The 18,916-nt window shown below is 60.2% G+C and carries 17 protein-coding genes; 4 read left to right on the forward strand and 13 right to left on the reverse strand.

What is annotated here, in order from left to right:
• Window positions 1–67: 67 nt before the first annotated feature.
• The 13 genes from astE to acs all read right to left on the reverse strand — a co-directional run bounded on the left by astE (window position 68) and on the right by acs (window position 15,175).
• Window positions 68–1,075 (reverse strand): succinylglutamate desuccinylase, encoded by a 1,008-nt coding sequence (gene astE / locus KGA89_RS23625; protein WP_003204782.1) that lies wholly within the window; start codon window positions 1,073–1,075, stop codon window positions 68–70.
• Between the two features lie 12 nt (window positions 1,076–1,087).
• Entirely contained in the window at window positions 1,088–1,375 is a 288-nt protein-coding gene (locus KGA89_RS23630; RefSeq protein ID WP_003178862.1) for a hypothetical protein, read from the reverse strand.
• A gap of 69 nt (window positions 1,376–1,444) precedes the next feature.
• Window positions 1,445–2,791, reverse strand: coding sequence for an N-succinylarginine dihydrolase (astB, locus tag KGA89_RS23635; RefSeq protein ID WP_003204784.1), 1,347 nt, complete (start codon window positions 2,789–2,791; stop codon window positions 1,445–1,447).
• Between the two features lie 174 nt (window positions 2,792–2,965).
• Window positions 2,966–4,435, reverse strand: coding sequence for a succinylglutamate-semialdehyde dehydrogenase (gene astD, locus KGA89_RS23640; RefSeq protein ID WP_223472727.1), 1,470 nt, complete (start codon window positions 4,433–4,435; stop codon window positions 2,966–2,968).
• Window positions 4,432–5,457, reverse strand: coding sequence for an arginine N-succinyltransferase (gene astA, locus KGA89_RS23645; protein WP_003204788.1), 1,026 nt, complete (start codon window positions 5,455–5,457; stop codon window positions 4,432–4,434). The genes astD and astA overlap by 4 nt, the downstream gene beginning before the upstream one ends.
• Before the next feature lie 54 nt (window positions 5,458–5,511).
• A complete protein-coding gene (gene aruF / locus KGA89_RS23650) occupies window positions 5,512–6,531 on the reverse strand; it encodes an arginine/ornithine succinyltransferase subunit alpha (RefSeq protein ID WP_003204790.1) in 1,020 nt (339 codons plus the stop codon).
• Between the two features lie 234 nt (window positions 6,532–6,765).
• A complete protein-coding gene (locus KGA89_RS23655; protein ID WP_223472668.1) occupies window positions 6,766–7,986 on the reverse strand; it encodes an aspartate aminotransferase family protein in 1,221 nt (406 codons plus the stop codon).
• Between the two features lie 398 nt (window positions 7,987–8,384).
• Entirely contained in the window at window positions 8,385–9,365 is a 981-nt protein-coding gene (gene argR / locus KGA89_RS23660) for a transcriptional regulator ArgR (protein ID WP_003204794.1), read from the reverse strand.
• A gap of 113 nt (window positions 9,366–9,478) precedes the next feature.
• A complete protein-coding gene (locus tag KGA89_RS23665; protein ID WP_003204797.1) occupies window positions 9,479–10,243 on the reverse strand; it encodes an ABC transporter ATP-binding protein in 765 nt (254 codons plus the stop codon).
• A gap of 56 nt (window positions 10,244–10,299) precedes the next feature.
• Window positions 10,300–10,998, reverse strand: coding sequence for an ABC transporter permease (locus KGA89_RS23670; protein ID WP_003204798.1), 699 nt, complete (start codon window positions 10,996–10,998; stop codon window positions 10,300–10,302).
• A complete protein-coding gene (locus tag KGA89_RS23675; protein WP_223472669.1) occupies window positions 10,995–11,684 on the reverse strand; it encodes an ABC transporter permease in 690 nt (229 codons plus the stop codon). The genes KGA89_RS23670 and KGA89_RS23675 overlap by 4 nt, the downstream gene beginning before the upstream one ends.
• Before the next feature lie 90 nt (window positions 11,685–11,774).
• Entirely contained in the window at window positions 11,775–12,548 is a 774-nt protein-coding gene (locus tag KGA89_RS23680) for an ABC transporter substrate-binding protein (protein WP_223472670.1), read from the reverse strand.
• A gap of 671 nt (window positions 12,549–13,219) precedes the next feature.
• A complete protein-coding gene (acs, locus tag KGA89_RS23685) occupies window positions 13,220–15,175 on the reverse strand; it encodes an acetate--CoA ligase (protein WP_003204805.1) in 1,956 nt (651 codons plus the stop codon).
• 419 nt (window positions 15,176–15,594) lie between these two features.
• Between acs and KGA89_RS23690 the strand changes: the two genes are divergently transcribed.
• From KGA89_RS23690 to KGA89_RS23705, 4 genes are all read left to right on the forward strand, one after another.
• Window positions 15,595–15,858: a DUF2790 domain-containing protein gene (locus KGA89_RS23690; RefSeq protein ID WP_003204807.1), complete on the forward strand. Its 264-nt coding sequence runs from the start codon at window positions 15,595–15,597 to the stop codon at window positions 15,856–15,858.
• Window positions 15,859–15,889: 31 nt separating this feature from the next.
• Window positions 15,890–16,105 carry a hypothetical protein gene (locus KGA89_RS23695; protein ID WP_003204810.1) on the forward strand — a complete coding sequence of 72 codons (216 nt, stop codon included), beginning with the start codon at window positions 15,890–15,892 and terminating at the stop codon, window positions 16,103–16,105.
• A 489-nt stretch (window positions 16,106–16,594) separates the two neighbouring features.
• Window positions 16,595–17,842 carry a ribonucleotide-diphosphate reductase subunit beta gene (locus KGA89_RS23700; RefSeq protein ID WP_003204812.1) on the forward strand — a complete coding sequence of 416 codons (1,248 nt, stop codon included), beginning with the start codon at window positions 16,595–16,597 and terminating at the stop codon, window positions 17,840–17,842.
• A 340-nt stretch (window positions 17,843–18,182) separates the two neighbouring features.
• The gene (locus KGA89_RS23705) at window positions 18,183–18,740 is read left to right on the forward strand and encodes a Bro-N domain-containing protein (protein WP_371916762.1); all 558 of its coding nucleotides are present in this window, start codon (window positions 18,183–18,185) and stop codon (window positions 18,738–18,740) included.
• Window positions 18,741–18,916 lie beyond the last annotated feature (176 nt).

Raw genomic sequence — 18,916 nt, forward strand, 5'->3', positions numbered from 1 at the left:
GCATTAATGTTGACTGATACATCGCTATCGCGAGCAAGCTCGCTCCCACAATAGTTCGGTGTGGGTTTTAGATCAGGTTTTCATCGGTCGCCGGCACGATCAGGATGCCAGCCCGCAAGCCATTCTTGACCTTGGGGTTCGGAAAGATGATCCGGGCACCCTCTTCTTCGATCACCCAGCGGGTCTGGGCGATGTCTTCGGCCAGCACGTAGCCTTTCCCCAATTCCGAGAAGTTCTCGATGTCCGCTGGCAGGTTCAGGCGGAAACTGTCGCTGTGCTTGATGATTTCCCGGGCCACGCTGAACAGCTGCAGGCCATCGAGCCCCTCATCCAGCTCCGGCTCGTTGCCCTCGATGATCTGTTGCAGGCGGGTTTCCAGCAGGCTGACGTTGACGCCGTCGTTCTGCCCGAATGGCCGGGCCTTGCCCAGTTCCAGGGTGAAGGACTCGGCACCGAGCTGGTCGTAGGTGTAGGCGCTGAACACAATGGACGGCTTGTTCTGCAGCAGCACCGCCTCCATGCCCCCGGCACGCAGGCGTGCCAGCTCACGGCGTGAATGCTGGCGACCTTCTTTCCACGGGTAGAGGGCGAATTGCTCGATCTTCGAGCCGCGGATGGCGGTGTGCAGGTCGTAATGCAAGCGACTGCGTTCTGGCCGGCTGAAGAAACTGGCGGCCAATCGCTCCAGCTCGCAGGCCCGCAGCGCCTCGGGGCCGCCGCTCAGCTCGTGGCGGCCATTGAACAGGCGGTTGACGTCCTGTTCGACGAAACGCTCACCGCGCCGGATGGCCTCGGGGTTGCCGAACAGGAACAGAATGCGTGCCCGCGGCTTCAAATGGCCACGGGCGATGTCATGCAGCAAGCGGTCGAGCAGCTCGATAGGCGCGGTTTCATTGCCGTGGATACCGGCCGACAGCAGCAGGTCCAGGCCGTTGTCCCGGGCTTCGGGCGGCTTGACCTCCAGCGCGCCCTCGCTCAACCAGCGCATCCGTACGCCTTCGACAGTCAGTTGAGTCTTCTCCGCCGGTTCACGGCCGGCGAGGGTCAGTTCAAGCAGTTTGCCGAGGGCGAGCATAGCGCGGTTTCCTTAATGGTCGTGGCCGCAATCCGGGCCATGGACATGGTCATCGTCGCCGACGTCCGCTGGTTCCATTTCCAGTTGCAGGCTGACCAGGTTGGTCGCCAATGGACGCAACAACAGGTTGGCGTATTCCTCGTCCCCTTCCTCGACATCGACGCCGATCAGCAACTGACCGCGGCCATCCTGCTGGATCCACAATTCCTTGCCTTGCCACATCACCGCGACGCGGGTGCAGGAAGTTTCCAGTTGAGTGCCGTCGGTGTCTTCAAGGATCAGCTGCAGGGTATCGCTCATGTCTTTACATTCTCGTCTGGGGATAAGGCAACGCGCCCTGCTTTGACTGTAGTCAGGTCGCGCGCGCTTTCAATTGATCTGGAAAGGATAAACCGCGCCAAGTTTAAGGATTTGTGTCAGTTCATCCAGTGCCGCACGGCATTCGAGCAGCAACTGCGGGTCTGCCAGATCGTTTTCGGTCATGCGGTCGCGGTAGTGCCGCTCGACCCATTGGGTCAGCGAATCGTACAGCGGCGCGGTCATGATAACCCCTGGGTTGACGGCCGCCAGCTCGGTTTCATTGAGCGCCACGCGCAACCTCAAGCAAGCCGGGCCACCACCGTTCTGCATGCTTTGCTTGAGGTCGAAGACCTTCACTTCGCGAATCACCCCGCCAGTGCCCGTCAGGCCCTGCAGGTATTGCCAGACACGTTCGTTGCTACGGCATTCTTCCGGCACGATCAACAGCATCGAACCGTCGGGACGCGACAGTAACTGGCTATTGAACAGGTAGGAACGTACCGCATCATCGACGGTGACCGCCGAACGCGGCACGCACACCGATTGAAATTTCCCACCGACCTTGGCGAGTTTACCGCTCAATTCGGCCAGCATCTTGTCGGTCTCGAGAAACGCGTCCTCGTGATAGAACAGCACTTCGCCATTGCCCACCGCGATCACGTCGTTGTGGAACACACCCTGGTCGATCACCGATGGGTTCTGTTGGGCGTACACCACGCCCTCCTCCCTCAGCCCGTGCAGACGGGCAACGGCCTGGGAAGCTTCGAGGGTCTGGCGCGCCGGGTATTTCTGCGGCGCGGGATAGCGGGTGTCAAAAGCACTGCGACCGAACACGAAGAATTCAACACCAGCCTCGCCGTAGGCGCGGCAGAAACGGGTGTGGTTGGCCGCGCCTTCGTCACCGAACTGCGCCACCGCCGGCAAGGCGGCGTGGTGGGCGAAGTGTTGCTGGTTGGCGAACATCGCCCCCAGCACTCGACTGGTGGTCGGATGTTCGATGCTGCGGTGGTATTTGCAGTTCAGGTTGGCGGCGGTGAAATGCACGCGGCCATCGGCCGTGTCGGCGCTCGGGCTGACTGTGGCGGCATTGGCCACCCACATGCTGGAGGCCGAGCAACTGGCAACCAGCAACGGCATCGCTTCTTTCGCGGCCTGCTGGATGACCTGGGCATCGCTACCGGCAAAGCCCAACCGACGCAGGGCCGCCACGTCCGGGCGTTCCTGTGGCGCCAGCACACCTTGCTGGAAACCCATGTCCATCAACGCTTTCATTTTCGCCAGGCCCTGCAACGCCGCTTCCTTGGGGTTGGAGGACTGCTGGCTGTTGCTCTGGGACGCGACGTTGCCGTACGAGAGCCCGCCGTAGTTATGGGTCGGCCCCACTAGACCGTCAAAGTTGACTTCATAGGATTTCATCAGCGAGGCTCCACGAGGATCTGTTTTTTTATAGGCATCAATAACAACCGAGTCGCGGCTATCGCGGGCAAGCCTTGCTCCCACAGGTTCTGCATAGTTCCTGTGGGAGCAAGGCTTGCTCTCACAGATTTGGCATAACTCCTGTGGGAGCAAGGCTTGCCCGCGATGGCGGTCTCAAGACATGCGCACGCCGGGGGTCAGGGCAGCCGGCATCACAAGGCTTGGTGTCTCCAGGGAAGCCACCGGATACGCGCAATAATCGGCCGCGTAATAAGCGCTGGCGCGATGGTTGCCCGAGGCGCCGACACCGCCGAACGGCGCGCTGCTGGCGGCACCGGTCAGCTGTTTGTTCCAGTTGACGATACCGGCGCGGCTTTGCAGCCAGAACTGCTGGTAACGCTCCAGGGAATCGGACAGCAACCCGGCGGCCAGGCCATATTGCGTATTGTTGGCCTCGGCGATTGCCGCTGCGAAATCTTTGTAGCGGATCACTTGCAGCAACGGCCCGAACAGCTCTTCATCGGGACGCTCGGCCACGGCCGTCACGTCCAGGATACCCGGCGTCAGCAATGCGGCCTGGGCCTGCGGTTGGGTCATGCTCAACAGCGGCACGGCGCCTTTGCCCAGCAAATGGTTTTGCGCATCCATCAGCGCCTTCGCCGCGGCCAGGGAAATCACCGAACCCATGAACGGCGCCGGTTGCTGGTCGAAGGCACCGACTTCAAGGGTCGAGCTGACCGCCACCAGGCGCGCCAGCAAGGCATCGCCCCAGGCGCCTTCCGGCACCAGCAGGCGGCGCGCACAGGTGCAGCGCTGCCCGGCGGAAATGAAAGCGGACTGGATAATGGTGTAGACCGCCGCATCGACGTCGGCCACCTCATCCACCACCAGCGGGTTGTTACCGCCCATTTCCAGCGCGAGGATCTTGTCCGGACGCCCGGAAAATTGTTGATGCAACAGATTGCCGGTGCGGCTGGAGCCGGTGAAGAACAGCCCGTCGATGCCTGGGTTCGCCGCCAGGGCGATACCCGTCTCCCGCGCGCCTTGCAGCAGGTTCAGTACGCCCGCCGGCAGACCGGCCTCGACCCAGCACTTGACCGTCAGCTCGGCAACTTTCGGCGTCAGTTCGCTCGGCTTGAACAATACGCTGTTGCCGGCCAGCAGGGCTGGCACGATGTGGCCGTTGGGCAAATGACCAGGGAAGTTGTAGGGGCCGAACACCGCCACCACACCGTGGGGCTTGTGGCGCAGCACAGCGGTGGCGTCGCCCAGGGGGCCGCTCTTCTCGCCAGTCCGCTCGCGGTAGCTCTGCACCGAAATGGCGACTTTGTTGACCATGCTGGTCACTTCGGTCGCCGCTTCCCACAACGGCTTGCCGGTTTCTTCACCGATGCAATGGGCCAGTTCGTCCGCGTGGCTTTTCAGGGCAGCGGCAAAGGCTTCCAGCACCTGGATGCGTTCATCCAGCGAGCGCCGAGCCCAGTCCGGGAACGCCTGGCGCGCGGCCTGCACCGCCGACTCCACTTGTGCCGCCGTGGCGCCGTTGCCCGACCACAATACCTGCTGGGTCACCGGGTTCAACGACTCAAAGAGATCACCCTGGCCTTCCAGCCAGCTTCCTGCGATGTACAGCGAGTTCATTATTTCGACTCCCGGGCAGCAGACAGCGCGACGGCACGTACCTGATCGCCGGCGTTGAGTTGAAGACGTTTGGCGGTCAGCGGATCGACCACCAGCGTGCCGGCGGCAAAGCGCGCCGGTGCAGCGGTGATGCGGCAGTCTTCGCGCTTGCGGTTATGGATGAGGAACGGCGTGGCGTCATCGCCCGGCGTACCGATGGCCAGCACCAGCGCCTGGCTGTCGCGAATCGCGCGGATCTTGCCGGTTTCGCATTCCACCGCTGGGCCGGCGTCGAAGATGTCGACGTAACCCTGGTAGCTGAAACCTTCGCTCTTGAGCATCGACAATGCAGGTTCGGTATCCGGATGAACCTGGCCGATCACGGCCCGGGCATCTTCGGACAAGAAACAGGTGTACAGCGGAAACTTGGGCATCAGCTCGGCGATGAACGCCTTGTTGCCCACCCCGGTGAGGTAATCGGCCTGGCTGAATTCCATCTTGAAGAAGTGCCGGCCCAGGCTTTCCCAGAACGGTGAACGCCCCTTGTCGTCGGACATGCCGCGCATCTCGGCGATGATCTTGTTGCCGAACAACTGTGGGAATTCGGCAATGAACAACAGCCGCGCCTTGGCCAGCATGCGGCCATTGAGACCACTGCGGAAATCGGCATGGAGGAACAGCGAGCACAGCTCGGAATTGCCGGTCAGGTCGTTGGCCAGGAACAGGGTCGGGATTTCCCGATAGATGTTCAATTCCTGGGACGCGCTGACCGTCAGGCCAACCCGGAAGTTGTACCAGGGCTCACGCAGCCCAACGGCACCGGCGATAGCGGAAATGCCCACCACGCGACCGTCGTCGTCTTCGAGCACGAACAGGTAGTCCGCGTCACCGCGCCCGGCTTCACCGCGAAAGGTCTTCTCGGCCCAGCCGACCCGATGGGCCAGGCGCTCTTCGTTGGCCGGCAGGGTGGTCAGGCCGGTGCCCGTGCTGCGGGCCAGGGCGATCAGAGCGGGTAAATCGCTGCTGCGTACGGGACGAACGATCATGCTATCTCCTCAAACGGGTCGCTCACGCCACCCGCGAAACTCAGCTGTAAAGCGTTATACGGCTACCAGACGCACGCTGGCGCCTTCGCCGACGCCCAAGGCTTCGGCCGCTTCCATGTCCAGCGTCACGGGTTTGCCCGGCGCGTAATCGAGCTCGAGCAGCACGGCGCGGTAATCCTGCAATTGGGCATTGGCCACCAGGTATTGGCGGCCGGCCCCCTTGACCGGTTCGCCGATCTTGACCGGCACCACGCGGCTCTGGGCAATCGAGCGGATGCCCGAGACACGAGCATGCAGGGTCGGACCACCGTCGAAGATGTCGATGTAGTGATCGGTCTCGAAACCCTCACGCATCAGGATGTCGAAGGTGATCTGCGCCCGCGGATGGACCTGGCCCATGGCTTCCTGGGCGGCGTCCGGCAACAGCGGCACGTAGATCGGGTAATGGGGCATCAACTCGGCGAGGAAAGTACGGCTTTTCAGCCCGCACAAGCGCTCGGCGGCGGCGTAGTTGAGGTCGAAGAAGTTGCGACCGATGGCATCCCAGAACGGCGAGTCGCCATTCTCATCGCTGTAGCCGACGATCTCGGTCACCACCGAATCGGCGAACCGTTCCGGGTGGCTGGCGACGAACAGCAGGCGCCCGCGGGAATTGAGTTCCGACCATGGCGAACCCACCAGCTCCGGCACCACGTAGAAACTGGTCAGCAGGCTGTTGCCAGTCAGGTCGTGACACTGGGAGAGCACGTGGATCTTGTTGTGGATCTTCAGCTCACGAGAGGCGTGAACGAAGGTCTCGTTGCGAAAGCTGTAGAACGGTTCGGAATAGCCGGCCGAAGCGACGATGGCCGAACAGCCCACCAGCTTGCCGGTCGCGGTGTCTTCAAGGACGAAGAAGTAGCTCTCTTCACCATTGAAGCTGACTTCGGCGGCGAACGAGGCTTCGCTTGCGGCGATCTTGTCGCTCAGGCGTTCCACGTCATCCGGCAAGGAAGTGACACCGATCGGACTGTCCGCAGCCAGACGCTGTACCTCGCCCAGATCAGCCATTTGCGCGGGGCGCATCACCAGCATGGTGTCACTCCTTAACTTGAAATAAAGGGTTCGACCGTCAGGTCGATACACAGAAAAAAACTAAACGAACACCCTGGCCCGCATTGCATCTGCGGCGGTCTTCGATTTTTCAACCGCTGCAAGACTCCTGTGGGAGCGAGCTTGCTCGCGATAGCGCAGTGTCAGCCAACATTCATTTCACTGAGGCACCGCTATCGCGAGCAAGCTCGCTCCCACAAGGGGTCCGACTCAGCCTTAGGCTTGCGTCAACTTCGCCACGGCCCGCTCGAAGCGGTCCAGGCCTTCGTCGATATCGGCGTCTTCCACCACCAGGCTCGGAGCAAAGCGAATCACGTCCGGGCCGGCTTGCAGGATCATCAGGCCTTCCTGTTCGGCGGCGTTGAAGATGTCCTTGGCCTTGCCTTTCCAAGAGTCGTTCAGCACGCAGCCGATCAGCAGGCCCAGGCCGCGCACTTGAGTGAACAGGCCATACTTCTCGCCGATCTGCTCCAGGCGCGCCTTGAACTTGGCGTGCTTGGCTTTGACACCCGCCAGCACTTCAGGGGTATTGACCACATCGATCACCGCCTCGGCCACCGCGCAGGCCAGCGGGTTACCGCCATAAGTGGTGCCGTGGGTGCCGACGACCAGGTGCTTGGCCAGCGCTTCGGTGGTGAGCATCGCCGCGATCGGGAAACCACCGCCCAGGCTCTTGGCGCTGGTGAGGATGTCCGGGACCACGCCGTAATGCATGTAGGCGAACAGGTGGCCGCTGCGGCCCATGCCGGTCTGCACTTCATCGAACACCAACAGCGCGTCGTGGGCATCGCACAGGTCGCGGGCGCCTTGCAGGTAGGCCTGCTCGGCTGGCAGTACACCGCCCTCGCCCTGGATCGGTTCCAGCACCACGGCGCAGGTCTTGTCCGAAATAGCGGCTTTCAAAGCAGCCAGGTCGTTGTAAGGAACGTGGGTGATGCCAGTAATTTTAGGACCAAAGCCGTCGGAGTACTTCGACTGCCCGCCGACGTTGACGGTGAACAGGGTACGACCGTGGAAGCTATTGAGCGCGGCGATGATTTCGTACTTTTCGCTGCCGAAACGATCGAACGCGACGCGACGGGCCAGCTTGAAGGCGGCCTCGTTGGCTTCGGCGCCGGAGTTGCAGAAAAACGCGCGCTCGGCAAAGGTCGCGTTGACCAACTTATGGGCCAGGCGCAGGGCCGGCTCGTTGGTGAATACGTTGGACACGTGCCACAGCTTGTTGGCCTGTTCGGTCAGTGCACCGACCAGTGCCGGGTGGGCATGGCCCAGTACGTTGACTGCGATACCGCCAGCAAAGTCGATCAACTCACGACCGGATTGGTCCCATACGCGGGAACCGGCGCCACGCACAGGTATGAAGGCAGCAGGTGCATAGTTGGGAACCATAACCTGGTCGAAATCGGCGCGTTGTACCGCGGCTTGCTCAACGGACATCGGAGTCTCCTGATGAGGAACACCCGCCTGGAACTGGCGGGCTTGGTAAGGATTGTAAGGACAGTTTTCAGCCCGGCCTTGCCGCCAAGCGACAACTTCTTATAGCGCCAACCCACGTTTTTCGCGGGTTTACGGCAATGCGACAAATAGCGTCGCAAAGGCGCAGTTTAAACGTTGTGGCGGGATTTGAGGTGTCGGCATCTACGTGCGGCGAGGAATATATCTGTGGGAGCAAAGCTTGCTCGCGATGCAGGCACCTCGGTTCACCAAGGACCGCGTCGCCTGTATCGCGGGCAAGCCTTGCTCCCACAAGTCCAGCCCCCCCCCCCCACAAGTCCTGTTCCCACAGATCTTGCTCCCACAATAAATCCCCTCGCCACAGAGAGGTTGTGCCTGCCCTACCCGCGCTCGGACGGCACCGAGGACAATTCGAACGGGCTGCTGCTGCGTCGCTGGTTGCGGTCTTCCCGCGGTGTGGCGCCGAAGAAGTTGCGGTAGGCGCTGGAGAAGTGTGGCCCTGAGGAGAAGCCGCAGGACAGGCCGATCTGGATGATGGATTTGCTGGTCTGCATCAGCATCTGCCGGGCCTTGTTCAGGCGCAGCTCCAGGTAATACTGGCTGGGCACGCGATTGAGGTATTGCTTGAAGATCCGCTCCAGTTGCCGACGGGATACGCAGACATGCTGGGCGATCTCGTCGGTGGTCAGCGGCTCTTCGATGTTGGCTTCCATCAGCAGCACCGCCTGGGTGAGCTTTGGATGACTGGAGCCAAGGCGGTTCTGCAACGGGATGCGTTGACGCTCGCCACCCTCGCGAATGCGCTCGACCACCAATTCTTCCGACACCGCACCGGCCAGTTCCGCGCCGTGATCGCGGGCCAGCACCGCCAGCAACAGGTCGAGTACCGACATGCCGCCGCAAGCGCTCAGGCGATCGCGATCCCAGTCAAACAGATGGCTGGTGGCGATGACCTTGGGGAAGCGCTCGGAGAAATCGTCCTGCCAGCGCCAATGCACGGCGGCACGGTAACCGTCGAGCAACCCCAGTTGGGCCAGGGGATAGACACCGGCAGACAAACCGCCGATCACACAACCGGCACGCACCAGTTGCTTGAGGGCGCTGCTCAAGGGTGAGGCCAGCGCAGCCGGCGGCTCATCGGCCAGCAGGAACAGCTTCTGGAAACCTTCGAGCTTGCCGGCCCAAGGCTCGCCCGGCAGTTGCCAGGCGCCATCGGCCGGTGGTTCGGCCTGCAAGAACGACAGTTCGTAGACCACATCCGGATGCACCCGCTGAGCAACACGCAAGGCCTCCTCGGCCAGCGCCAGCGTCAAGGCTTTAGTGCTGGGCCAAATCAGGAAACCTATTCGATGGGCAGTCATGGCGGGCGATCCGAAGCGAAAACAGTGTTAAAGCCAAAAGCGGCTGCAACCAAATTAGACCATCTGGCGCGCGGTGCGCAGCATGACCCAAATCAGGTGCGTAACGGGAGCGATTACTTGAGGCTGCCCGACAGAAATTGTTGCAAGCGCTCGGATTGCGGATTGACCAGCACTTCGCGCGGGTTGCCGCTTTCTTCGACGATGCCTTTGTGCAAGAACACCAGTTGGTTCGACACTTCACGGGCAAAGCCCATTTCGTGGGTCACCACCACCATGGTCCGGCCTTCCAGGGCCAGAGCCTGCATCACCTTGAGCACGTCGCCTACCAGTTCCGGGTCCAGAGCCGAGGTCGGCTCGTCGAACAACATCACCTCCGGCTCCATCGCCAGCGCACGGGCAATCGCCACACGCTGCTGCTCGCCGCCGGACATATGGCCCGGGTAGGCATCCTTGCGATGAGCCACGCCAACCTTGTTCAGGTAGTGCTCGGCCTTCTCCCGCGCTTCAGCCTTGGACACGCCCAGCACATGCACCGGCGCTTCCATGATGTTTTCCAGCGCAGTCATGTGGGACCACAGGTTGAAATGCTGGAACACCATCGACAGCCGCGAACGCATGCGCTGCAGTTGCTTGGGGTCCGCGGCCTTCAACGCGCCGTCCTTGCCGGCCACCAGCTTCAACTCTTCGTTGTTGAGCAGGATCTTGCCGGCGTGGGGCTGCTCAAGCAGGTTGATGCAACGCAGGAAAGTACTCTTGCCGGAGCCACTGGAGCCGATGATGCTGATCACATCGCCAGCGGCGGCTTTCAGGGACACGCCCTTGAGCACTTCGTGACTGCCATAGCGTTTATGCAGGTCTTGGACTTCAAGCTTGTACATGCGGTCGGTTCTCACAAAACGTCAGTCGTTGAGCAGTCGATCGGATCGATGCGTTATCAGTGCTTGCGCGGGGCCAGGTAACCCAGCCAGCGGCGCTCGGCCAGTTTGAACAGGCGCACCAGGATGAAGGTCAGGCACAGGTAGAAAACGCCGGCCGTGATGTAGGCCTCGAACGGCAAGTAGTACTGCGCGTTCACCGTGCGCGCGGCACCGGTGATGTCGATCAGGGTCACGATGGATGCCAGGCTGGTGGTCTGCAACATCATGATCACTTCGTTGCTGTATTGCGGCAGCGCCCGACGCAAGGCCGATGGCAGCAGGATCCGGCGATACAGCTTGTAGCGCGACATGCCCATGGCCTTGGCCGCTTCGATCTCACCGTTGGGCGTGGCCCGCAGGCTGCCGGCGATGATTTCGGCGGTGTAGGCGCTAGTGTTGATGGCGAACGCCAGGCAGGCGCAGAAGGTTGCGCTGGACAGCCACGGCCAGAGGAAGCTTTCACGCACGATCGCGAATTGCGCCAACCCGTAGTAGATCAGGAACAGCTGGACCAGCATCGGCGTGCCGCGGATCACGTAGGTGTAGAGCCACGCCGTCATGTTGACGACCGGCTGCTTGGACACCCGCATCAGCCCCAGGGGCAACGCCGCCAACAGACCGAAGAACAGCGACAGGGCCAACAGCTTCAGGGTGGTCAACAAGCCACTGAAATACAGCGGCAAGGCTTCATAGATGACGTTGTAGTCGAAGATCATAGATCAGCCGCCCTTACGCCTACCGAGTAGCGCTTCTCAAGGTGACGCAATGCCAGCAACGAGACGCTGGTGATCACCAGGTACATCGCCGCCACTGCGAGGAAGAAGGTGAAAGGCTCGCGCGTGGCATCTGCCGCCTGCTTGGCCTTGAACATCATGTCTTGCAGGCCCACCACCGAAATCAGCGCGGTCGCCTTGGTCAGCACCAGCCAGTTGTTGGTGAAGCCCGGGATCGCCAGGCGAATCATCTGCGGCACCAGCACTCGGAAAAACACCTGGAAGCCGTTCATGCCGTACGCCATGCCCGCCTCGGCCTGCCCCTTGGGGATCGCCATGAAGGCACCGCGGAAGGTTTCCGACAGGTAGGCACCGAAGATGAAGCCCAGGGTACCGATACCGGCCGCCAGCGGGTTCAGGTCGAGGTAGTCGTCGTAACCGAGCATCGGCGCCACGCGGTTGAGCAGGTCCTGGCCGCCGTAGAAAATCAGCAGGATCAGCACCAGGTCGGGAATGCCGCGAATGACCGTGGCATACAGGTCGCCCAGCCACGCCAGCCAGCGCACCGGAGAGAGGCGCAACGCAACGCCGATCAACCCCAGGACGATGGCCAGGGCCATGGACGACAAGGCGAGCTCAAGCGTCAACCATGCGCCATCGAGGATGACAGCCCCGTAGCCTTTCAACATGATTCAGGTCCTCGAAAGTGGGATGAAAAAATGGCGCAAACCGCAGAGATCCTGTTGCTTGCGCCATTTCGCACGAGTGGCGGGACGTCGTTACTTGCCGTAGATGTCGAAAGCGAAGTATTTGTCCTGGATTTGCTTGTACTTGCCGTTCTCGCGAATGGCCGCGATCGCGCCGCTGATCTTGTCCTTCAACGCGTCGCCCTTGCGCACCGCGATGCCGACGCCGTCGCCGAAGTACTTGACGTCGGTAAAGGCCGGGCCGACGAACGCGAAGCCCTTGCCGGCATCGGTCTTGAGAAAGCCGTCATCCAACAGCGTAGCGTCTGCCACGGTGCCGTCGAGACGACCAGCGGACACGTCCAGGTAGATCTCGTTCTGCGAACCGTATGGCTTGATCTCGGCACCCAGCGGGGCCAGGACTTCACGGGCGAAACGCTCGTGGATCGAACCACGCTGCACGCCGATGTTCTTGCCCTTGAGCTCGGCCAGGCCGTCGCTGACCTGGGTACCGGCCTTCATCACCAGACGGGCCGGGGTGTTGTAGTACTTGTTGGTGAAATCAACCGACTTCTTGCGATCTTCGGTGATCGACATGGACGACAGGATCGCGTCGATCTTGCGGACCTTGAGCGCCGGGATCAGGCCGTCGAACTCTTGCTCGACCCACACGCACTTGACCTTCATCTCTTCGCACAGCGCATTGCCGATGTCGTAGTCGAAACCGACGATGCTGCCATCCGGAGCTTTCGAGGCGAACGGAGGGTAAGCCGCTTCGATACCAATCTTCAGGGGCTTCTCATCAGCGAAGGTCGGCAGGGACAGCACGGACAGTGCCAGGGCGCCAAGCAGCACAAGTTTCTTCATCTTGGGACTCCATCGGTAAAGGGCAAAAACGGCAGAGTGAGCAACAGCCCAATATGCGAATGGGTGAAACGAACTTTGGTGCTGCGTCCTAGGAAGCTCACGTTTTATTCAACACGAGCCACGACGAGCGAGTGATCGGCATTCTAACGACAGGCCCGAAGCCGATATTTCTTCAATGCGACAACAAATTACAGAAGCACCGAGAAAGCTGTTCGAGCGCATTGACAGCCCCGCAAATTCATGCAAGAGCAAAAGAAGGGAAACCGATCTATGCTGCAAATAGCGGGCCCATTATTCGCAAACCCTTCTAATCCGGCAAGCACAGCGTGTCGGCTTATTTTGGGAGACGCCTGGAACCGCCCTGTAATGGGGCTTGGCGTTTCACATCGCCCCGCTGTGGCGCCTTTGGTTACACATTTCGAAACACCGGTAACGTTCAGACACCTCCTACTTTGAAGGTCGATATTTATTCATCCATTCGCACGAGCCAGGCCTGATCGTTCCCACGCTCTGCGTGGGCACGCCTCTACGGACGCTCCGCGTTCGACTTCTGGAGAGGAACGCGGAGCATCCCGGGCTGCATTCCCACGCGGAGCGGGGAACGATTATTCGAAATAAAAAAGCCCCGCTCGGTACTACCGGGCGGGGCTTTTCGGTTTTACACGCTACCGTCAGGCAACGTTCATGGTCTTGTGCGTCTCGATCAGATGTGCCACCACACCCGGATCAGCCAGGGTGGAGATATCACCCAACCCGTCGTACTCCGCCGTGGCGATCTTGCGCAGGATGCGGCGCATGATCTTGCCGGAGCGGGTTTTCGGCAGCCCCGGCGCCCACTGGATCACATCCGGCGAAGCAATCGGACCGATCTCCTTGCGCACCCAGTTCTTCAGTTCCAGGCGCAGGGCCTCGCTGGTTTCTTCGCCGGCATTGAGGGTGACATAGACGTAGATGCCCTGCCCCTTGATGTCGTGCGGCACACCGACCACCGCCGCTTCGGCGACTTTCGGGTGGGCGACCATGGCGCTCTCGATCTCGGCAGTACCCATGCGGTGGCCGGACACGTTGAGCACGTCATCCACCCGACCGGTGATCCAGTAGTAGCCATCCTCGTCGCGACGCGCACCGTCACCGGTGAAGTACATGCCGCTGAAGGTCTTGAAGTAGGTGTCGACAAAACGGTCATGGTCGCCGTACAGCGTACGCGCCTGGCCTGGCCACGAATCGAGGATCACCAGGTTGCCTTCGGCCGCGCCTTCGATCAGGTTGCCAAGGTTGTCCACCAACGCCGGCACCACGCCGAAGAACGGACGCGTGGCCGAACCTGGCTTCAACGCCGTGGCGCCTGGCAGCGGGCTGATCAGCACGCCACCGGTTTCGGTCTGCCACCAGGTATCGACGATCGGGCAACGCTCCTTGCCGACATTCTTGTAGTACCAGTCCCAGGCTTCCGGGTTGATCGGCTCGCCCACCGAACCCAACAGGCGCAGGCTGCTGCCGTCAGCACCTTCGACGGCGGCGGTGCCCGAGGCCATCATCGCGCGGATGGCGGTCGGCGCGGTGTAGAGAATGCTGACCTTGTGCTTGTCGATGACCTTGGCCACCCGGGTGATGTCCGGGTAGTTCGGCACGCCTTCGAACAGCAGCGTGGTCGCGCCATTGGCCAGCGGGCCGTAGACGATATAGCTGTGGCCGGTGACCCAACCCACGTCGGCGGTGCACCAGTAGACCTCGCCTGGCTTGTAGTCGAACACCCGCTCATGGGTCAGCGCCGCGTACAGCAAGTAGCCGGCCGTGGTGTGCTGCACGCCCTTGGGCTTGCCAGTGGAACCGGAGGTGTAGAGGATGAACAGCGCTTCCTCGGCACCCATTTCCTTCGGCGCGCAAACGGTACCTGCCACTTTCATCAGGTCTTCGTACCAGATGTCGCGGTGCTGGTTCCACTTGATGCCGCCACCGGTGCGCTTGCACACGATGACCTTCTGGATGCTGCTGGTTTCCGGGTTGGTCAACGCGTCATCGACGTTGGCCTTGAGCGGGATCTTCTTGCCGGCGCGAACGCCTTCGTCGGCGGTGATCACCACTTTGGATTTGCAGTCGATGATCCGGCCTGCCAGCGCTTCAGGCGAGAAACCGCCGAACACCACCGAGTGAATCGCACCGATCCGGGCACAGGCCAGCATCGCGACCACGGCTTCAGGGATCATCGGCATGTAGATGGTCACCACGTCGCCGCGGTGCACGTCCTGGCCGCGCAGGGCGTTGGCGAACTTGCAGACTTCTTCATGCAGCTCGCGATAGGTGATGTTGCGGCTCTCGGCAGGGTCATCGCCCTCCCAGATAATCGCAATCTGATCGCCGCGCTCGGCCAGGTGACGGTCGAGGCAGTTGTAGGAAACGTTCAGGGTGCCGTCGGCGAACCACTTGATGTCGACATGGTGATCGTCGAAGGACGTCTGCTTCACCGTGGTGAAAGGCTTGATCCAATCGAGGCGCTTGGCCTGCTCGCGCCAGAAGCCGTCCGGGTTGACGACCGACTGCTGGTACATGGCCTTGTAGGTCGCCTCGTCAGTCAGCGTATTGGCCGCAACCTCGGGACGAACGGGATACACAGAAGCCGCACTCATCTTTCTTACCTCGGTGAATAGTTGTTTTTGTATGACCCCGTTGTAGCCCGGGGCGGGCCTATAGAACCATTCGACGATGGTAGTAACAAGTCCCTACAAAATGTCGGTACTAACGTGCAATCCCACCAAATCCCCTGTGGGAGCGCGCTTGCTCGCGATAGCGCCTGCCCATCCAATATCAATTCACCAGACAGCCACCGACTCCCAGTCGATTATTACCAGATCAACCAACAGTGTTTATCAAAACCGAGTCTGTTTACCCCCACCCTCACCTTCTAAAATCCACCTCGCCAACCGGCAAACACGATTAGCGCAACACAGCCCCCACGAAGGCCGTTAATCAAACTTCCAAAATCAGCTCCACACGCAACCCTAAAAAGGTTGCGTGACCCCACTCGACTTCAAGAAAGGTGAATTAGATGAAAGCTTTATGGGTTCTGGTCCTCGGCAGCCTTTGCGCCACCGCGATGGCAGACGAGCTCCCGACCGATGCTGCACAGCAAAAACCGGCCATCGAGGAGTACACCTACTCCACCCACCTGGACATCGCCAAAGTCATCTCCATGAGCGAAATCCCGAACGTCTGCGAAGTGGTCCCGGCGAAGATGGAATACGACGATTCCAAGGGCCAACGCCACATCCTGCGCTACAGCGTCATGGGCAATGGCTGCTCCAACGGCTGATCAACGTCATCGAACCAGGAACAACTACCAAATGAAAAGCAGATTGATCTTCGCCCTTGCCCTGTCCGTGCTGGCCACCAATACTTTCGCCGCCGACGGTTTTGATCGCACCGGTTCCGCAGCCGCGATCAAGGGTTACGACCAGACGGATTCCGCCACGATCGCCAGTGACGATCACGCCAACACTGACCCCACCGCGGTGGCTAGCGACGGCAGCGATCACACCGGTTCGGCCCATATCGATTGATCATTACTGACATTTTCCACGGCCCGGTTTCGATCGGGCCTGGTTGTGTCTAGAACCGCTTAAACCCCTCCGCAAACACAACATGTAGTGCAAACACGCAAAAAACGCTCGTTTTTTGATCAAAAAAAACTGCAATACGATCCATGCAAAAAAAATCTTCAGCGGCCAAAGCCTTGTAAACCCTCGCTCCCATGCGGATATGCCGCCCACTACCCCTTCTGTGAGCTATTTCGTCGCAGCACGTAGGCAAAAAAGTCCTTATAATGCCGCGTTAAACGGGCCTGCAATATTCCCTTACAGGGGATCACGCCTACCTGGAGCCCACGCAGAGGCCAATCGCCTCCTCGCGTTCACAGCCGCTCCGGAATGACCCGTACATTTTTCTGTTTATTGCCTGCGTCAGCTGCTGCAACAAACGATTTTTCAAGATCCACCGCGGCCAGTAGGCCTTCATCGGGCATCTGGCCCTCACGCAGGAGACGACACGTCATGCTGAGCTGGGACGAATTCGACAAAGAAGACGGCGAAGTTGCTGTAAAAGGCGCAAACGCCGGCCACGCTTCTGAAGCCAACATGGACCGCCTCGACAGCGCCGGCGGTGCCGCCGCCCTGGAAGCCCGGGCCGTGACAGCCAGCGACTCGGCCGCGATCATTCGCGCCAAGGCCGCCCTCGACAAACTCGACGTCGCCGAAGGCCTCGCCGAACTCGAAGGCGCCTCCGCCCGTGTCGCCGTCGATGAAAAGCGCATGATCAACTGCCGCGCCGACCTCAACCAGCTCGTGCCATTCAAATACGACTGGGCCTGGCAGAAGTACCTGGACGGCTGCGCAAACCACTGGATGCCGCAAGAAGTCAACATGACCGCCGACATCGCCCTCTGGAAAAACCCGGAAGGCCTGACCGACGACGAGCGCCGCATCGTGATGCGCAACCTGGGCTTCTTCTCCACCGCCGACTCCCTGGTTGCCAACAACCTGGTCCTGGCCGTGTACCGCCTGATCACCAACCCGGAATGCCGCCAGTACATCCTGCGCCAGGCGTTCGAAGAGGCGATCCACACCCACGCTTACCAGTACTGCATCGAATCGCTGGCCATGGATGAAGGCGAGATCTTCAACATGTACCACGAGATCCCATCGGTCGCGAAAAAAGCCGCCTGGGGCCTGAAATACACCCGTTCGATCTCCGATCCGAAGTTCGAAACCGGCACCCCGGACACCGACAAAGAACTGCTGCGCAACCTGATCGCTTACTACTGCGTCCTGGAAGGCATCTTCTTCTACTGCGGCTTCACCCAGATCCTCTCCATGGGCCGCCGCAACAAAATGACCGGCGTCGCCGAGCAGTTCCAGTACATCCTGCGCGACGAATCCATGCACCTGAACTTCGGCATCGACGTGATCAACCAGATCAAAATCGAAAACCCACACCTGTGGGATGCCGAGATGAAGGAAGAAGCGACCCAGATGATCCTGCAAGGGACCCAGCTGGAGATCGAATACGCCCGCGACACCATGCCTCGCGGCGTGCTGGGCATGAACGCGGCGATGATGGAGGACTACCTCAAGTTCATCGCTAACCGTCGCCTGTCGCAGATTGGCCTTAAAGAAGAGTACCCAGGGACGACTAACCCGTTCCCTTGGATGAGCGAAATCATGGACTTGAAGAAAGAGAAGAATTTCTTTGAGACTCGGGTGATTGAGTATCAGACCGGTGGGGCTTTGAGCTGGGATTGATTTGAAAGAAAAATCCTAGGCTGCACACGTAACTAAAACCCCGTGAAAACGGGGTTTTTGTATTCAACGGAACCAAAGCCGCGTTTAACTTCAGGACAGGCACGCCACCTCTGCCCTACGAAAAACTCAGAATCTTTCCGCATTGACGCCGTATCGCCTCGTTACTTATCTTAGTCGCAGGTGCCTAAGAAACGCCCAACGTAGTAGCTAATCGCCGAACATAGAACCGCGTACTGTCTAAGGACATTTGCAACTCTATGTGGAGAAATAGCTAGTTGGGATTTTTCTTACATCCTCTACGTCGGGCTCGCGCCGCTAACCTTTGAACGTAGAGGTCGTTATGCCCACAAAAATTTCACCCTGCTCTCCGTATACCTCGGAGACCCATCTGCCTGATGCTTATATTCCGATCGCTTTCACCCGTCACAACCTCCATCTGCATACCCTCTTGGTTGAAAACCAAGCTTGGTTCAGCGCCTCGGATTTGGGGCGGTTGATGAGCAAGCACCTTGATGAACGCATGACGCGCAAGCTTGACCCTGACCAGCGCCGGATGATGCCCGTGCATGTCCACGGTTTGACTGAAGAGCGTCTGATGTTGAGCGAGTCAGGCGTCTATGCATTGCTGGTTTATCACTACTGCCCTGAATATCGATTGCTGCGTGAGTGGATCACGCATCAGGTAGTGCCAACCCTGCGGGATGAGCGCTATTCGCATAAGGTGGAACGGCCTACGTTGAGCGTGTTGGATTGGCCGAAGATGTCGCTCTGCATGCTGCACTGGCAGGATGAGCCATGGATTCGCCTGCGGGATATGCCCGCGGTGCTGGTGGATGATCCGTTTAGCCAGCATGAATCCTGGTGGCGGAAAGCTTCTCGGATTTTGCGAGGGTTTTGAGAATCAATCAGAAGCCGTCGTCCGTGTTCGGGCGGCGGTTTTTGTTGGGAATATTGAATTGGGGCTGCTGCGCAGCCCAGCGGGAGCAAGCTCCCTCGCCACGAATGTCAGGCCATAGGTTGTAGGACTTGATTGCTGCGGTGCTTTTGAGGATCGCGGGCGGATTCCCACGGCTT

Origin of the sequence: Pseudomonas sp. A-RE-22 (genome assembly GCF_019956035.1) — a bacterium.
Lineage (GTDB): Bacteria > Pseudomonadota > Gammaproteobacteria > Pseudomonadales > Pseudomonadaceae > Aquipseudomonas > Aquipseudomonas brassicacearum.

What these genes read in the sequence shown, in the direction of transcription:
- astE (WP_003204782.1), bottom strand. Translation starts at nt 1,075, where the DNA reads ATGCTCGCCCTCGGCAAACTGCTTGAACTGACCCTCGCCGGCCGTGAA.
- KGA89_RS23630 (WP_003178862.1), bottom strand. Translation starts at nt 1,375, where the DNA reads ATGAGCGATACCCTGCAGCTGATCCTTGAAGACACCGACGGCACTCAA.
- astB (WP_003204784.1), bottom strand. Translation starts at nt 2,791, where the DNA reads ATGAAATCCTATGAAGTCAACTTTGACGGTCTAGTGGGGCCGACCCAT.
- astA (WP_003204788.1), bottom strand. Translation starts at nt 5,457, where the DNA reads ATGATCGTTCGTCCCGTACGCAGCAGCGATTTACCCGCTCTGATCGCC.
- aruF (WP_003204790.1), bottom strand. Translation starts at nt 6,531, where the DNA reads ATGCTGGTGATGCGCCCCGCGCAAATGGCTGATCTGGGCGAGGTACAG.
- KGA89_RS23655 (WP_223472668.1), bottom strand. Translation starts at nt 7,986, where the DNA reads ATGTCCGTTGAGCAAGCCGCGGTACAACGCGCCGATTTCGACCAGGTT.
- argR (WP_003204794.1), bottom strand. Translation starts at nt 9,365, where the DNA reads ATGACTGCCCATCGAATAGGTTTCCTGATTTGGCCCAGCACTAAAGCC.
- KGA89_RS23665 (WP_003204797.1), bottom strand. Translation starts at nt 10,243, where the DNA reads ATGTACAAGCTTGAAGTCCAAGACCTGCATAAACGCTATGGCAGTCAC.
- KGA89_RS23670 (WP_003204798.1), bottom strand. Translation starts at nt 10,998, where the DNA reads ATGATCTTCGACTACAACGTCATCTATGAAGCCTTGCCGCTGTATTTC.
- KGA89_RS23675 (WP_223472669.1), bottom strand. Translation starts at nt 11,684, where the DNA reads ATGTTGAAAGGCTACGGGGCTGTCATCCTCGATGGCGCATGGTTGACG.
- KGA89_RS23680 (WP_223472670.1), bottom strand. Translation starts at nt 12,548, where the DNA reads ATGAAGAAACTTGTGCTGCTTGGCGCCCTGGCACTGTCCGTGCTGTCC.
- acs (WP_003204805.1), bottom strand. Translation starts at nt 15,175, where the DNA reads ATGAGTGCGGCTTCTGTGTATCCCGTTCGTCCCGAGGTTGCGGCCAAT.
- KGA89_RS23690 (WP_003204807.1), top strand. Translation starts at nt 15,595, where the DNA reads ATGAAAGCTTTATGGGTTCTGGTCCTCGGCAGCCTTTGCGCCACCGCG.
- KGA89_RS23695 (WP_003204810.1), top strand. Translation starts at nt 15,890, where the DNA reads ATGAAAAGCAGATTGATCTTCGCCCTTGCCCTGTCCGTGCTGGCCACC.
- KGA89_RS23700 (WP_003204812.1), top strand. Translation starts at nt 16,595, where the DNA reads ATGCTGAGCTGGGACGAATTCGACAAAGAAGACGGCGAAGTTGCTGTA.
- KGA89_RS23705 (WP_371916762.1), top strand. Translation starts at nt 18,183, where the DNA reads ATGCCCACAAAAATTTCACCCTGCTCTCCGTATACCTCGGAGACCCAT.